At 48.8% G+C, this 15,348-nt stretch carries 20 protein-coding genes; 5 read left to right on the top strand and 15 right to left on the bottom strand.

Going from position 1 to position 15,348, the window contains the following annotated elements:
* Positions 1 to 69 precede the first annotated feature (69 nt).
* From B2633_RS13600 to B2633_RS13555, 10 genes are all read right to left on the bottom strand, one after another.
* Positions 70 to 246, bottom strand: coding sequence for a hypothetical protein (locus B2633_RS13600; RefSeq protein WP_483171254.1), 177 nt, complete (start codon positions 244 to 246; stop codon positions 70 to 72).
* 7 nt (positions 247 to 253) lie between these two features.
* Positions 254 to 1,396 (bottom strand): amidohydrolase, encoded by a 1,143-nt coding sequence (locus tag B2633_RS13595; protein ID WP_483171252.1) that lies wholly within the window; start codon positions 1,394 to 1,396, stop codon positions 254 to 256.
* Between the two features lie 135 nt (positions 1,397 to 1,531).
* Positions 1,532 to 2,224, bottom strand: a complete 693-nt coding sequence (locus B2633_RS13590) for a gamma-glutamyl-gamma-aminobutyrate hydrolase family protein (protein ID WP_483171251.1) — start codon at positions 2,222 to 2,224, stop codon at positions 1,532 to 1,534.
* 141 nt (positions 2,225 to 2,365) lie between these two features.
* Complete coding sequence (locus B2633_RS13585; RefSeq protein WP_481037676.1) at positions 2,366 to 2,713, bottom strand: type II toxin-antitoxin system PemK/MazF family toxin; 348 nt, start codon at positions 2,711 to 2,713, stop codon at positions 2,366 to 2,368.
* Positions 2,714 to 2,720: 7 nt separating this feature from the next.
* Entirely contained in the window at positions 2,721 to 2,987 is a 267-nt protein-coding gene (locus B2633_RS13580) for a CopG family ribbon-helix-helix protein (protein WP_481037675.1), read from the bottom strand.
* A gap of 90 nt (positions 2,988 to 3,077) precedes the next feature.
* Entirely contained in the window at positions 3,078 to 4,196 is a 1,119-nt protein-coding gene (alr, locus tag B2633_RS13575; RefSeq protein ID WP_483171249.1) for an alanine racemase, read from the bottom strand.
* A complete protein-coding gene (locus tag B2633_RS13570) occupies positions 4,189 to 4,644 on the bottom strand; it encodes a CBS domain-containing protein (protein WP_481037673.1) in 456 nt (151 codons plus the stop codon). Before B2633_RS13570 ends, alr begins: the two co-directional genes overlap by 8 nt.
* A gap of 78 nt (positions 4,645 to 4,722) precedes the next feature.
* Entirely contained in the window at positions 4,723 to 6,282 is a 1,560-nt protein-coding gene (locus tag B2633_RS13565) for an NAD(P)H-hydrate dehydratase (RefSeq protein WP_483171247.1), read from the bottom strand.
* A gap of 4 nt (positions 6,283 to 6,286) precedes the next feature.
* On the bottom strand, positions 6,287 to 6,652 hold the full coding sequence (gene acpS / locus B2633_RS13560) for a holo-ACP synthase (RefSeq protein ID WP_483171246.1): 366 nt from the start codon (positions 6,650 to 6,652) through the stop codon (positions 6,287 to 6,289).
* A 93-nt stretch (positions 6,653 to 6,745) separates the two neighbouring features.
* Positions 6,746 to 7,219, bottom strand: coding sequence for a chemotaxis protein CheW (locus tag B2633_RS13555; RefSeq protein WP_481037670.1), 474 nt, complete (start codon positions 7,217 to 7,219; stop codon positions 6,746 to 6,748).
* Positions 7,220 to 7,559: 340 nt separating this feature from the next.
* Here B2633_RS13555 and B2633_RS13550 point away from each other — a divergent pair, with 340 nt between their 5' ends.
* From B2633_RS13550 to B2633_RS13530, 5 genes are read left to right on the top strand one after another with little or no spacing between them, the layout of a single operon-like run.
* Complete coding sequence (locus B2633_RS13550) at positions 7,560 to 8,096, top strand: hypothetical protein (RefSeq protein ID WP_483171245.1); 537 nt, start codon at positions 7,560 to 7,562, stop codon at positions 8,094 to 8,096.
* Entirely contained in the window at positions 8,050 to 8,925 is an 876-nt protein-coding gene (locus tag B2633_RS13545; RefSeq protein WP_483171244.1) for a sensor histidine kinase, read from the top strand. The genes B2633_RS13550 and B2633_RS13545 overlap by 47 nt, the downstream gene beginning before the upstream one ends.
* Positions 8,891 to 9,520: an accessory gene regulator ArgB-like protein gene (locus tag B2633_RS13540; RefSeq protein ID WP_483171243.1), complete on the top strand. Its 630-nt coding sequence runs from the start codon at positions 8,891 to 8,893 to the stop codon at positions 9,518 to 9,520. The genes B2633_RS13545 and B2633_RS13540 overlap by 35 nt, the downstream gene beginning before the upstream one ends.
* On the top strand, positions 9,517 to 9,654 hold the full coding sequence (locus B2633_RS13535; protein ID WP_483171242.1) for a cyclic lactone autoinducer peptide: 138 nt from the start codon (positions 9,517 to 9,519) through the stop codon (positions 9,652 to 9,654). Before B2633_RS13540 ends, B2633_RS13535 begins: the two co-directional genes overlap by 4 nt.
* Positions 9,655 to 9,663: 9 nt before the next feature.
* Positions 9,664 to 10,392, top strand: coding sequence for a LytR/AlgR family response regulator transcription factor (locus B2633_RS13530; RefSeq protein WP_483171241.1), 729 nt, complete (start codon positions 9,664 to 9,666; stop codon positions 10,390 to 10,392).
* A 4-nt stretch (positions 10,393 to 10,396) separates the two neighbouring features.
* Here B2633_RS13530 and yedF read toward each other — a convergent pair whose 3' ends face one another.
* The 5 genes from yedF to B2633_RS13505 form a co-directional block, all read right to left on the bottom strand.
* Positions 10,397 to 10,984, bottom strand: coding sequence for a sulfurtransferase-like selenium metabolism protein YedF (yedF, locus tag B2633_RS13525; protein WP_483171240.1), 588 nt, complete (start codon positions 10,982 to 10,984; stop codon positions 10,397 to 10,399).
* A 67-nt stretch (positions 10,985 to 11,051) separates the two neighbouring features.
* Complete coding sequence (locus B2633_RS13520) at positions 11,052 to 12,017, bottom strand: L,D-transpeptidase family protein (protein WP_483171239.1); 966 nt, start codon at positions 12,015 to 12,017, stop codon at positions 11,052 to 11,054.
* A 117-nt stretch (positions 12,018 to 12,134) separates the two neighbouring features.
* Positions 12,135 to 12,686 carry a nitroreductase family protein gene (locus tag B2633_RS13515; RefSeq protein ID WP_483171237.1) on the bottom strand — a complete coding sequence of 184 codons (552 nt, stop codon included), beginning with the start codon at positions 12,684 to 12,686 and terminating at the stop codon, positions 12,135 to 12,137.
* Between the two features lie 44 nt (positions 12,687 to 12,730).
* The gene (locus B2633_RS13510; protein WP_483171236.1) at positions 12,731 to 14,782 is read right to left on the bottom strand and encodes a thioredoxin domain-containing protein; all 2,052 of its coding nucleotides are present in this window, start codon (positions 14,780 to 14,782) and stop codon (positions 12,731 to 12,733) included.
* The coding region (locus B2633_RS13505) for a hypothetical protein (RefSeq protein WP_483171234.1) at positions 14,779 to 15,348 on the bottom strand (570 nt) is incomplete at its 5' end. The genes B2633_RS13505 and B2633_RS13510, both read right to left, overlap by 4 nt.

Raw genomic sequence — 15,348 nt, 5'->3', positions numbered from 1 at the left:
CAACAACCCCCTCCCCGCGACACTTAAAATGAGACCCCGCTCAAGGGGTCTCATTTCCATAGAAGATGATCAATTGATAAATTTACGCGTTGGAAATATGGATTCCAAATCATTCAAAGGTACATGAACCATATTTTCCTGGCCTATCACCGCCAGGATCACCATTTCCTCACCGGTGTATTCCTCACTGTATACTCCCAATACGCATACTGTCATAATGACCCCGTTAAGATATACAGTAAACATATCACCCTTATTCACTATTATCACCCCACAGTAAACCATCCACCATGACCTGACAAAGTCTGGAGCGGAATTCCAAGGGGTGCCCATCAAAAATGGCCAGATCAGCTCGTTTACCAGCAGTGATCGAACCCAAGCGATCAGCAACCCCGATAATAGAAGCGGCATTAATGGTAACGGCCTCAAGTGCCTGCTGTTCACCCAGACCTTCCCGGGCAGCCAGGGCCGCGCAAACCCTCAGCTGTTCAATGGGCACCACCGGGTGGTCGGTCACCAGGCAGAAGGGTATACCCAGTTCAGCCAGTCTGGCAGCATTTTTGAAGGAAACCTCTTTCAACTCCACCTTGGCCCGGTTGACCAGAAGCGGTCCCAAACAAACCGGCACCTGGCGCTGCTTCAGTTCTTCAGCTACCATAAAGGCTTCGGTACCATGCTGCAGAATCAAATTAAAATCGAACTCATCTTTTATGCGCAACGCGGTCAGAATATCATCGGCACGATGCACATGCAATAGCAGTGGCTGTTGTTTTCTCAATACCCGCATCAGCGGTTCCCATTTGAAGCGTTCTGCGGCGGACATATCATTGTCTTGTAGGGCTTGAGAAGCTGTATTTAAAGCTTCGCGCAGCAGACTGGCGCTGGCCATCCTGGTAACCGGTGATTTCTTGCGTTCACCATAGACCCGTTTGGGGTTTTCCCCCAGGGCGGCTTTGACTCCCCATGGATTTTTATCGATCATCTGCATAGCCCCCGGTGCATAATGCTTGAGCAGAACCGCCTGACCGCCGATTATATTGGCGCTGCCAGGCATACACAATGATCTGGTAACGCCGCCCCTCAAGGCATCGCTAAAACCCAGATCGAACAGATTAATCCCATCGGCCGCCATTAACTGCGGTGTCACCGGTTCGTTGACCTCATTTACATCGTCGCCTTCGATGCGGTATATCTCTTCTTCCAGACCCAAATGGGTATGGGCATCTATTAAACCCGGAACAATATAGTGCCCGCTGACATCTATGATCCTGCACCCAGAAGGAATCTCCACCTTATCGCCCACACTGTGAATAATGGGACCATCTACCAAAATCGCGCCGGAACGGAACTCCTTCCCGTCCATGGTTAAAATGGTGCCGCCTGTAAACGCTATCATGAATAATCTCCTTTCCCTACACCATATCATATGTGTTCAAAGCCCGCCCGGTTCGCTTAAATGATTAGCCATTATCTGCCTGCCCGCAATTATGAGGGATGTTGACCAGGAGGCTGACGGAACAGCCTGCTTTAATTACTCTAACTGCAGCTGGGATGAGGCAATGAAGGCCTCAAACAATGCCTTTGAAGCAAAATCCCCCAAATCCTCGGGGTGCCACTGCACTCCCAGCGCAAATCCGCTTTCAAATTCAATAGCCTCAATAGTACCATCGGGGCTCAGAGCAGTGACGGCAAAGCCCGGAGCAAGCCGCTTTGCAGCCTGGTGATGAAAGCTGTTGACCCGCATCCTGGAAGCCTGGTAAATGCGGCCCAGCCTGCTTTGCTTTTCAATAAATATATCATGAAAAAGGTGGTTGCGCGGGGCATTTTGTTGGTGGCTCATTCCGGTCTGCAGATCCTGACAAAGGGTTCCTCCGGCGGCTACATTTAAAACCTGTATGCCGCGGCATATGCCCAAAACAGGTCGGCCGGAGGCTAAGGCCATCCTGGTCAAAGCAATTTCAAAATAGTCCCTGACCGGGCTAATGTGCCCCAGAGCTGGTGAAGGCAGCTCGCCCCAGTAGCTGGGATCCAGATCTCCGCCGCCGGACAGCAATAACCCCTGGCAAATATTGAGAGAACCGCTAACCAGGCTCATTTCCTGCATTGGCGGCAGCACCACCGGAATACCGCCCGCCTGCACCACCGCATCGAGATACTGCCTGCGCAGGGTTAACTGACCATTTTCCGCAAAAACGTCACAGGTAATGCCGATCACTGGTTTCATTTCATATCCTCCCGCAATCTTTTTAAGATCGGTGATCCATTTTTACAAGATATGCACCAGTATAGACAAAAGAAACAGGTCTTTTGCCAAGACCTGTCGGGATGCTTTCGCTATGCAATTATTTTTCAACCGGAGTATGTATTAGATCTCGCTTAAACCAATGCTCACACTCAAGGCCTGATTGACCTTCGCCATAGTATCCTCGTTTAGAACTGAAATCCGCTGCTTCAAACGGGTTTTATCAATGGTCCTGATCTGTTCCGCTAAAATCACCGAATCCCTTTCTAAACCGAAATCTTCTCCTTTGAGTTCAACATGGGTGGGAAGCTTGGCTTTATTAATCTGCGAGGTAATAGCCAGGATTATAGTGGTGGGACTGTACTGATTTCCTATATCGTTCTGTACCACCAGAACAGGCCTGATACCACCTTGCTCCGAGCCTACTACCGGGTTAAGCTGAGCGTAATAGATTTCGCCCCTTTTAATCATGGAAGCCTCACTCCAATAATTTTTCTATGCAGTTCACCAAGGCCTCTTCTTCTCCTATATTTTCACACGCAATGCTCAAATTTATCGCTGCCATTTCCAGGTAACCTTTTTTCATCTGTTCAAGAATCAAGAGGCGCCTGCGTTCTCCCAGATAAAAACGAATCGCCTCGCGAACTATTTCGCTGCGATTTTTGCTCTCAGTCACAGTTACAGAGTCCATTTCGAAAAGCAATGCTTCTGGTACTGTGATAATGATCCTTTTTGAGGCTGGCAAAACAAAACACCTCCGGCGAAAGTCTGTCCCGATATTCATATTATATGGTCAGGCTTGTTCTCTCGCAAATCCAATATTACACATTTAAGGTTAGTAGGTTCGCGGCACCCGTGAGGTGATAGTGGTTACGATCTCGTAGTTTATGGTGCCGATCATTTCGGCCAGGTCATCGGCAGTGATCCCGTCTTCGGGCTTGCCGAACAGAATGACCTCATCCCCCACTTTGACATTAGCCCCTCCGGGCAGAGCGAACATGCATTGATCCATGCAAACGGTACCGATCAAAGGGGTTTTAATGCCCTTGACCATCGCGTACGCACGGTTGGATAGGAGGCGGTTATATCCATCGGCATAACCTATCGGCACGGTAGCCACCTCGGTGTCCTCGCTGCAGAGAAAGGTGCGCCCGTAACTCACTGACTCTCCGCAAGACAGGGTCTTTACGAAACTGACCCGGCTTTTCAGCGTCATGGCAGGAATGATATCCAGATCCAGGGCTTTCATGGACGGGGATGGATATAAACCGTAGAGCATGATGCCAGCCCGCACCATATCGAAATGAGCCTCGGGATAGCTTACTATAGCGGCGCTGTTGGCACAGTGTTTGATGGCAATCTTTAGTTGGCGGTTTTCCAATTCCCGGTTAAAATCCTGAAAACGCCGGATCTGCTGCAGGGTATAAGCCCGGTCGGGACAATCCGATTCTGCAAAATGGGTCATGAGGCCCTCCGCTCTAAGTCCGGGCCAGGCAGAGATCTCCAATACCTCCGCGATTCCGGAGGCATTGGCAGGGAAACCCAAGCGCCCCATTCCGGTGTCGATTTTAAAATGGATTAAGGCGTCTTTTCCCATCTGCTGTGCGGCTCGCGACAGCTCCCGCGCATAATCTTTTTCGTATACCACAGTCCGGATATTATGCTCAATCACCTGCTCAGCGAATTCACCGGGTACATAGCCCAGAACCAATAAGGGCAGTTTTATTCCGGCCTCAACCAGCGGAATGGCCTCATCCAGGGTTGCCACCCCCAAAAAATCAACGCCCCGGGCGACGCATACCGCAGCTGTCTCCAGAACGCCATGACCGTAAGCATTGGCTTTGACAACTGCCATCAGCCGGGTGGGGGGCTTGAGGTAACTCCGTATTGTAGTTATATTGTGTTCAAGAGCGGAGAGGTCAATCTCCGCCCAGGTCGGTCTTCTATTATCCATGTTTGCTTACCAGAACCTTCAGAATATCATTGCGGGTGATTATTCCCACCAGCTTGTGATTGCGCACCACCGGAACGCGGTTAATCTTCTTCTCCTGCATGAGCTTAACCACTTCGGAAACCGGGGTATCCTCCTCCACTGTCACTACTTTACTGGTCATGGCGTCTTTGATCTTGGTGGCGGTATACTTCTTGACCTCATTATTAAATCTTATGGGGTTCTCCAGAAAGATAATACTGTCAAATAGGGTGACATAATAAGGAACCCGGAGTTCTTTGGCTCTGATCATTAAGTCCTTTTCGGTGATTATGCCTACTACATGGTCATTCTCATCCACTACGGGAATGCCGCTGATTTTATTTTCCAGCATGAGGTGAGTAATGCGGTCCACCTTATCATCAGGCCGTGCCGCGTAAACTTCCCGGGTCATTATATCTCTAGCCAGCATAGTTTTTCCTCCTATTATAAAAACCTGTTCTTATTGTGGACTGGTTTGCCGTATACTATTGAACTGCCTGCATTTATTTTACAAGGTCTGGTTCTCAAACGAACACAGGATTTCTGGCAAGACCGCAATCATATCCCCGGCTACCAAGCCGCGCTGCCCTTTTTGTTCAGCCACCCGGTCTCCACACCGGGCATGCAGATAAACGCCTGCTACAGCAGCTTCAGTAGCCTTTAATCCCTGGGCGATCAAGCCGGTTATAATGCCGCACAGAACATCCCCGCTGCCGGCTGTTGCCATACCCGGGTTGCCAATGATATTTATATACAGATTGCCGAAAGGGTCGGCTACCACGGTCTTGTTTCCCTTCAAGACCAGGGTCACGCCCCACTCCACTGCATAATGGCGGGCTACTTCCAGGCGGCCGGCCTGAATCTCGGCTATGCTCTTGCCGGTCAGACGGGACATCTCCCCGGGATGCGGGGTCAAGACGATAGGTACCTGCCGATCTTTAAATATGTCGGTATTGCCCACCAGAGCATTTAAACCATCGGCATCGATCACCAGCGGAATACCGGCCCGCTGCAGAACGTGCCGCATGACCGCCGCGGCTTCAGCATGACCTGACATACCAGGTCCTATGGCCGCAACTGATACGGTACCCATCAGATTGTCCAAAACCGCCACAGCCTCCAAGCCGATCAAAGCCTCACCGGATTCAGGCAGCGGGGCTGCCATCACCTCAGTGATGACGCCGTCGACAATAGGCGCCAAAGATTCGGGCAGTGCGGCTGTAACCAATCCGGCCCCAGTGCGCAGGGCGGCATAGGAGGCCATCACCACAGCCCCGGTAAGGCCCACCGAGCCGCCGATCACCAGGGCATGGCCAAAAGTTCCCTTGTGGGATTCCGCCGGACGCAGCTTGATAAAAGGACCTACCATATCAGCAGTGATAAGGTTGGTTTTCAGTTGATTATCCAGCAAGAGCGTTCGCGGTATAGAGATATCCGCAACGCTCAAGGTGCCGACATAGTCCTTGCCCGGTTCCAATACCAGGCCGATTTTGGGCAGAGCAAAGCAGACTGTGTGAGTGGCTCTGATGGCGGTACCGTGAACCAGGCCGGTATCCGCATCAACCCCGGAAGGGATATCCACGGCCACTACCGGCTTTTTGCACCAGTTGACCATGTCAGCCAGACGGGCTTCATAATCGTTCAGTCTGCCCTTAAAACCGTTGCCGTAAAGAGCGTCGACGATTAGATCGCTATTTAGAAGACAGATCATCAAGCTGTCCAAGTCTGCTTCTTGCTGCAGTTCATAAAACTGCCCCCCCATTTTCTTGAGGATTTCAAAATTGGTTCTGGCGTCTGGCGGGAATGCCTCGGGTCTGCCCAGCGCGAATACAAAAACCTGCGCTCCGGAATTCATCAAGTGCCGGGCGATAACCAACCCGTCACCGCCGTTGTTGCCTTTTCCCACCAGGACCAACACGGTTTTGCCCGCCGCACCGTCCAGTATCTCTTCAACTATTTCCACAGTGCGAATCCCGGCATTTTCCATCAATACGAGGCCCGGTATCATATAATCATTTATTGCTTTACTGTCAATCTGTTTCATTTCCTGAGAATTTACCAGTTTCATGTCTTCATCCTTTCGCAGTGATTATCGCTGCTACAGCCTGTTGGGCTGAGTGGGATAGACTTATGCTTGGAGCCGCCAGCCCGGCATCCAACTGGGCCCGCCGGGCCCGGCCGTGCAAACAGAGGGTTGGGCTGCCGTCCGGATTCAAGTTCACCTCGATTTCCTGCCACCTGCAGCCGGCCAGGGCCGGATGCAGTTTGCGCACTGCTTCCTTGGCGGCAAAACGAGCCGCTAATGAAGGATATGGGTTCTTCTTGCTCATACAATAGTTGAGCTCTGCTTCAGTATAAACCCTTTTTAAAAAACGCGGCGTCCGGCAGACCACATTTCTCACCCTGTCAATATCAATTATATCTATACCAATTAACAATATGTACCCCCCTTTCCAGCATTATCTGCAGTACAACAAAGAAAGCCCCGAAATCCTGCAGGATCTCAGGGCTGTTTCATCAATCATTCACCTCTATTGTACGGCGAAATCATATAGCTCCGTTCTTTCGCCCTCATTTAATATTTTATCCATATCCAAAAGAATTAAAAGCCGGTTGTCTAATTTTCCTACTCCGGTAATATAATCCGAAGCAATGGCCCCCATAACTGCCGGAGGCGGTTCGATACTATCCACCGGCAGGCGCATTACCTCACTGACCTCATCAACGATGATGCCCACAGTTTTACCGCCCACTTCAACCACCACACTGCGCGATTCTGCAGTTAAATCCGAAGCGCCCATATTAAAGCGCTTTTTAAGATCGATAATAGGGATCACTCTACCGCGCAGGTTAATAATGCCCTCAATAAAATCTGGTGTTTGAGGCAGCCTGGTCGGCTGAGTCATGGGTATAATCTCTTGTACGGTGGTTACGCCCACACCATATTCACATACCGAATCCTGCTGTTTGAGTTTGAATACCACCAATTGAATTTCTTCAGCCATGCTGTCTCCTCCATTGTCAAAGAATAAATTTATGATTCGTTATCACCGTTTACCGGTACTTAATCCTTGTAGTATTTAATCGAAAAAATTAATCAAATCTATTAGTCTTTTCGCTAAATTCAAGGCTTCCATTATCTAGGATAATAATTTACGAAAAAAGTCGTTTTGCTGACGACAGGCTTTTCATGCCCATTTAGCGGTCTTTCATGTTTGATTTGCAGCAGTTCATACCCGCCTTGTTATTAATTTTTCTGGGGAAAAACCAGTAAAATTCGGCGAATGAGCAGGATAAAGTTGGTTTTTGTGGTAATTTGATTATGTGTAGGTTTTTGATTAAGCTATGAAAGAAGGGAATGAAGTGATTTCCATTTCCTGGTATTTGGTGTTGACTGTTGGCATTCCTGAGTCTCTGCTGATGGTCTTGATGGGATTTCAATTGTACAACCTGAAGCTTAAATTCGGACATGCCATCGTTATCGCTGCTATGAGTGCAATAATATCATTTTATGTTAGAAAATTGCCCATTGTATTTGGAGTGCACTCCCTTATCGGAATAGTTGTATTGATTTCTCTTTGTTGGCTTTTTACCCGACTTCCATTATATAAAGTAATTTGGGCAGTGTTAACCGGGTTTGCGGTGATGGCGGTAACGCAATCGATTCTGCTACCGTTAAGTCTATTGGTAACCTCAATCGACTATGAGCAAATTAAAAATAATATACTAATTAATTCGTTGATGTTTCTGATTCAAGCCCTATTTGTTGGTGCAGCCTTAGTTTATTGTAAAGTCCGTAAGGTCTATATCTTCGATTTGAGTGATGGAGATCAAAATGCCAACCAACAAGCCCATTATAGCAATTTCGACGATATTATTTGAAACCGTATTCATTGCTGTCATTATTTTAGCAATAGCCATTGGTCCTGACATTGAAGGGCTTAAAAAAATCTTGCCTTTTGCTAGTTTGGTGATTATGTTATTGAGCGGCTTTGTCGTAATATCGATTCGTCAAATAGATGAATATAGCCGAAAGCTGGTTGAAAGCCAGTTGTTGCGAGAACATCTCAACAACATCGAAGATTTGGTACATAGCTTAAACAGCCAGCGGCACGAACACACCAGGCATATTCAAACCCTGCAGGCTATGTTGTATCTGGACGAAGTGGATCAGGCCCGCGATTACCTGGACGGGGTGGCCGAGCAGTACTGGGAAATTCAGGATCTGGTATACGTCGGCAACCCGGCTCTCACTGCCCTGGTGAATTCCAAGCGCAAGCTGGCTGAGACCAAGAATATACAATTTGATTTCGCGGTAAAGTGTGAAGTCAATGAAATGGGCATCCCTCCCTGGGATTTATGCAGTATTATCGGCAACCTGATAGATAATGCCCTGGAGGCCAGCCTGAGGGGACAACATCCGCGCCGCGTATCACTGGAGCTAAAACATGAGGAATCCCAGTACTTGATCTATGTTTACAATAGTGGGGCCCGAATACCCAAGAAGCTGGAAAACCTGATGTTTACTCCGGGCTTTTCCACCAGCGGTTCCGCTGGCCGCGGCTTTGGCCTCTATATCGTAAAACGACTGGTTGAAAAATATGGCGGCAATATCCGCATAGTTACCCAGCCTAAGACTACTTTTATAATTAATTTGCCGGACCGCAGGGGGATGTATGAACAAGTGGCTTTCATCGAAAATAGCGTCTGATATCGGCCAGCATTTGGGCAGCAGTGCAGAAGAAGTTGAAGTATATGCCTATGGCCTGGAGAATTTTTTGAACAATGCGCTGGAATTACTGCTTTTATTCGTGTTGTCCTCGTTTCTGGGTCTATTGATTCCAACTTTCCTGGTATTGATGGCATATGGCCTGATCAGAGTCCCTGGAGGAGGCGCTCATCTCAAAACCTTCCCCCGCTGCCTTACTACCAGCCTCTTGTTGATGTTGGGCCTGGCTAAACTGAGTGAGATGCTCCCTTTAGGTATTGCTTGGGCATTGGCTGCCATTATCATTTTGACTATAGCCGGGCTGGCTGTCATCAGAGCCTGGGCGCCGGCGGGAACTGAGAAAAAACGGGTTACGTCAGTTCATGAAATCAGACAGCAAAAGCAAATAACCTCAGTGACCTTGTTGGTCAATGTTCTGACCGCGGCTGGCTTGCTTTATTGCGGTAATTCCAGCCTGGTCAACGCCACACTTCTGGGTTGGCTAGCTGGTTTATTGGTTATAACCCCCTGGGGATATAGATTATTTCATACCCTTGATCACGGTATGGATATTCTGGAAAGGAGGTGTTCGGTGTGAAAGCGAAATTGATGTCCAAAGCCTATGCCAGTCTGGCTTCCTTTGCGTTGGTGCTGGCGGTGTTCAGCGCTGTAAAACCCATGTGCTGGCTAGTCGTCTATGAGCCAGACATCCCTCAAAGCCTGAAAAAGTAGGAACTAAGCATGTTTAAAGTACTGATCCTGGAAGATGAAAATTACACCTTGCGCTTTCTCGAGAAGCTAATATCGGAGCACCCCAAGGTCGAACAAGTAGTAGGAACCTCAATCAGCCAGGAAGCGATTCGCCTGGCCAGCGAAATCGCTCCAGATCTGGCATTTTTAGATATTGAACTAGCACCTGAAGATAATTTGAACGGTATCGATGTCGCCCGGGCCATTTATACCGTCAGCCCGCATACCGAGTTCATCTTTGTTACCGGTTATGCCAAATATGCTGTGGATTCCTTTGCGGTTCATCCTTATGATTATCTATTGAAACCGATTAAGCGGGATAAAGTTATGCAGGCCATTTCGGGTCTTGATTCGGAGCGTCAGGCCATCAATCTGCATAAAAGCCCTAACAACCGCCTGGTCATTAAATCCTCAGACAGCATAGTTTTTCTCAATATCGATGATATATTTTTCATCGAAAAGCAGGGAAAAAAGGCTTTTATTCATTCGATCGGGGGCGTTAACGAAAGTAATTGCATTTTTAATGAATTGGAGTCATTGCTGGGTCCTAATTTTTTGCGGGTTCACAAGTCTTATGTAGTCAACATGGATAAGGTGAGCCAGATCAAAGATGCCGGCAATCAATCCTATGCCATCCACTTTGAGGGATACAGCGGTGTAGCCACAATGAGCCGCAACCGTTTTCGCGTTCACATCGACCGGTTTACACCTTCGTTTTAAGCCTTTAAAACGCTATCAACCGTTTGGCCTCGGCAATTTTTTCGGTAATGGTGAACATGTTGCTCATAGTTCCAACCCGGAGCTTGCCTAGCAGCTGGTAATAGCTCAAACAAGTGTGGCTGGAGATTATTTCAACCCCAGATTCCTGCATGTGCTGTAAATAGGGCAAGACGTCCGATCCCTCGGTTGCCAGGAATACCCCGCTGTTTATAAATACTACGGTTTTTAGCAAACCTTCCAGCTGCATGAGGGAGTAGATGAAGCTATTCATCAGCTGCCCTCCCCAGTGGTCTTCACCTTTTCCCAAAGAGGTACTGCTGATGACCAGGACGGTTTGTCCATATTCCGCCGATGCCAGTCGCAAGCCTTGGACCGACTCATGTTTTTGAATATTGATATGGTATTGGCCCTGCTTTTCCTCTACGGTAGCTTTATAAGGCAAATCGGCAATAAGGTTGGTAATCTCCTGTATAGCATTCGAGTTGTCAACAATCGCCAGGACTTCAAGGCAATGCCTGTCCAGGAGGGCTTCGCTAGTAAGAAGCCACGTTTCTGGAAATGAAAGCCCGCGGGCATCCACTGTTTTCTTCACAGCCCAAACTCCTTTTGTCTTTTCACTTATTGTAACATACTACCAACCTGTCATTAGAGCAGTTACCTCATTTGACCAGCCCCATTTTACGGTAGGTGGCTTCATCCATTTCGCCGCTGGGATTTAAACCGTGCCAGGCCTGATAATATTTTACCGCCAGGACGGTCATGTTCCCATAACGCCCGTCAGCAACCCCAAATTCGATTCCCAGTTGCTTGAGACGCGCTTGGACATAAACCACGGATTGCCCCGTAGAACCCTTCTTCAGCTTAACCGGTTTTATCTGCTGGGGGATCATGTTGCCATTGTTGACGATCTTCACGCGGCATCCATGAGGAACCAGCGGATACAGCTTTTCAACGTCGCGGTTGAACATGCGAATGCAGCCGTGAGAAGCATAGCTTCCGATCGATCCCGGTTTATTGGTGCCATGTATCCCATAAATACCCCAAGGGACATTGAGGCCCATCCACCGCGTACCAAACCCGCCTCCCCACGAAAGGGATTTTTGTGCCACCCGCCATTCTCCTATAGGCGAGGGGGTCGAGGATTTGCCGACAGCCACCGGGTATTTGCACACCACTTCTTTATCTTTGTAAAGCACCAGAGTGCGGCTCTTTACATCAATCACGATCAACATTTTACCGTCTGCTCCCGGTGAGCTTGTAAGGCAGGATGCATCAGGTTCCTGAGGCATCAAAGTAAGCCACTCCTCTTCCTTGACTATGCCGTCATCGATCAGGCCATTGGCCAACTGAAACAACCTTACAGTATGGCTGGTAAAGGCATCGTACATGCCGCTGGGCTCTATTTCATAACCGATCTCTTTCAGGCGTGCTTGAACCATCCATATAGCCTGCCCTTGAAGGTTGGGTTCGGTCAAATACAAGGTAGGAAAGTCAGTGCTGTCAACAATCTTTGGGCCGGGCGGGGGAGTTGTGTCTGTGGTTGCGGCGGGAGCCGCCAACGCTAAAGGGCCGGCATTCCAAACCATAGCCAGCAGCAGTATCGCAGCCCAGATATGTTTATACAATCCAGTTACCTCCCATCATTAATTTCTATAAAAAAACCAGGGTGATACCCTGGTTAGACTTTCTGTATATTTATGTGCCTCTCTACTGTACAATATGCCTGGAAAATCAGTGAAGCTTCAGTCTGTAAAGTAGCGACAACCAAATTTTTCATCGTGTACAAACTCGTTTAAAGCCTTGCGGGACGGAGCTTTAGCCTCTTTAACAGGATAGCCCAGGGGGATCATAACCACCGATTCTATGCCCTGGGGCAAGCCCAGGAGCGTGTCGACCTCCTGGTGCTGGAAACGACCGATGTACACCGTTCCTAAACCCCTGTTGTGAGCAGACAGACAGAAATTCTGACAGGCCAGGGCGCAGTCAAACATTGACCAATCACCCTTGGCGGTCGCATAAACCCCATCCCTGGCCCCGGAAACACCCTGACGCGAACAGAATACCATCACAGCTGAGGCCTCTATAATCGCCTGGGTGCCGCGATTAACTCTTGTCGTATCAGACAACTTTTGCTTGAGATCCGGATTCTTTACCACCACCACCTCCCAGGTCTGCGTATTAGCCCAGGACGGAGCCCATCTCACTGCTTCCATAAGTTCGCGGATAATCTCTTCCGGGACCTCCTTATCGGCAGCGAAATGACGAATACTCCTGCGGGTCAGTATACATTCCATCGTCTCCATAATTAAATAAATACCTCCATTTTCTTCGCTAGATGTTAAGATTCACCCGGGCTGCTCTCCACAGCCTCACATAGTTGTTCGGCTGAGAAAACCGGTTCCCGGCAGGAAAAACCCTCACAGATATAGGCTGTGACCCTGTCATCAACTTTCTTCATCTCTTTACCGAACGGTACCAATTCACCTACCAGTTCATCCTGGCTGGTTTTTAATACCAGGGTGATGTCAGGCCTAAATACCTGATTTAGCACCGAGATCATGTCACGGGTCTGCTCTTCATGCCGATCTCCGGCTATGACGATGTCTTTTCCCGCAAAATGGTCAGTCATCGCCGCCAGGAGGAAGTGGGTATGCGCCCAGGGATGCTGGCTTACCGGTTCGGAAAAGGCCTTGAGTATCAGTTCGGCCAGCCTGGTGGTTGCCTGATCACCGGTCAGGCGTCCCAGCCATACTAGATTTCTTGCTGCCAGCGAATTTGGAGATGGTATGGAGCCATCATATACTTCCTTGGGGTTTATGAGCAGCTCCTCGCTGTCTTTACCATAATAATATAAACCGCTTTGAACTTCATCCCAAAAAAGATTTATCATCTCGGAATTGACCTCTAGGGCTTTTTGCAGATAGGCGGGGTTCAGGGTGCTGCGATACACTTCCAACAGCCCCCATACCAGTGCGGCATAATCCTCCGCCAAAGCGGGGTTGGCAGCTTCTCCTTGCCTGTATCTCAGCATATAGCGATCCCCGACGCGCATACGGGTTTCGATAAATGTCAGCGCGGTCCGGGCTTTTTCTATATAAGACGGCTCATCCAGAACTCGCCCGCCCAAAGCCAGGGCTGCAATCATAAACCCATTCCAGGACAGCAAGATCTTATCATCCTTGAAAGGCGCAATACGCTTGGAACGATGATTAAAAAGCCTGAGCCTGACCGGCTCCAGTTGACGGCGTTCATCGTCGCTCAGTTCAGTACCCAAAAGATTGGGTATGCTTTTGCCTTCAAAGTTGCCTTCCGGGGCGATGCCATAAAAGGAGCAGAACTCCATGCCTTTGAACTCACCTAAAACCTCCATTATCTCGGCTGCCGTCCACACATAGAATTTCCCCTCTTCACCTTCAGAATCAGCATCCTGAGCGGAATAGAAGCCCCCCTCCGGTGAAGTCATTTCCCGCATAACATAAGTAAAAATCTCCCGGGCTACGTCGGCGTAGAATTCATTGCCGGTGGCCTGATAAGTCTCCACAAAGGCCACTGCTAAAAGAGCATTATCATAAAGCATCTTCTCAAAATGGGGCACCAGCCATGCCCGGTCGGTGCTGTAACGAGTAAACCCAAAGCCGATGTGGTCATATATGCCGCCTTTATACATGGACTTCAGAGTCTGTTCCACCATTTCCAGGGCCAGTTCTTCCCCGGTATAGTACCAGTAGCGCAGCAGGAAATAAAGATTGTGAGGAGTGGGGAATTTGGGAGCACTGCCAAATCCACCGTACTCAGAGTCATAGACGCGGGTTAAATACTGAAAAGCCTCGTCGAAGACGCCGGCTTTGATTTCAGCGCGGTTCCCCGCGGGAAGGCTGGCCTCGATCAGCCAGTCACTGATGCGATCTCCGATGCCATAGCACGACGGCCTGTCATCCTGCCATATTTGGGCTATCCGGGGCAAGAGAGTCATCATGCCGGAGAGGCCGCGGCGGTCATATTTGGGTATATATGTGGCAGCAAAAAACGGCTTTTTATCTGGAGTCATAATAATAGTCAGGGGCCATCCCCCGTGTCCGGTCATCCCCTGGCATACATTCATATATACGGTGTCAATATCCGGCCGTTCTTCCCGGTCTACCTTGACGGCCACAAAATGCTGATTTAATAGCCGGGCTACCTCCTCATCCTCAAAAGATTCCCGTTCCATCACATGGCACCAATGACAGGTGGAGTAGCCTATGCTCAAAAAAACCGGTTTGTTTTCCTGCTCGGCTTTGTTGAAGGCTTCTTCCCCCCATGGGTACCACTTTACCGGATTGTAGGCGTGCTGGAGGAGGTAGGGTGACTTTTCGTCTATTAATCTATTGGGCAATTGGGTTGTTTTCATGACGCCTCCTTATCAGTTAAAATTAATGTTGGCTTCAAGGTGTTTTGTTTCAAGATGTTTTGAAAATAAACCCCGAACAATAGCACTGCAATTTCAACCGCAATAATGTAAATATTATCCCAAGGAGTGAATGTGTGAACCACGCCAAATCTCCTCAACAGAAGATCTACCATAAAAAGCAATGCCACCCAGGCTGCCTTCCATAGCTTAGAATAATCGTTAACCAAAAAGAATGCCAGGACCGCTATAGCCGGCAAGGTTATCAAGGTGTTGACTGCGGAGCTGTCCCGACCCAAAGCTTCAATCCACTGTACCGAAAAAGATCTGCCATGCAGCATCGCATAGTCAATCAAAACCAGTGGGATTCTCACTCCATAAAGAATAGCCGTCAAGGTAAGAAACGATATCAGTCTTCCATGAACCTTGTTCAGGTTGTCGAACCACCATTTCATCAGGCGGAATATCGCCATCAACCCTAAAAAGGTATATAGTGTCTTCCACCACAACTGCTGGTATAAGCCGAATTTGATAAACAATTCTTCCACGCCGAAGTAGAGCGCCCCGAT

This window comes from Syntrophomonas sp. UBA1041, from assembly GCF_002316705.1.
Taxonomy (GTDB): Bacteria; Bacillota; Syntrophomonadia; order Syntrophomonadales; family Syntrophomonadaceae; genus DTU019.
Note: the sequence above shows the minus strand (reverse complement) of the source record. Positions and strands in the feature narration are given on the sequence as shown.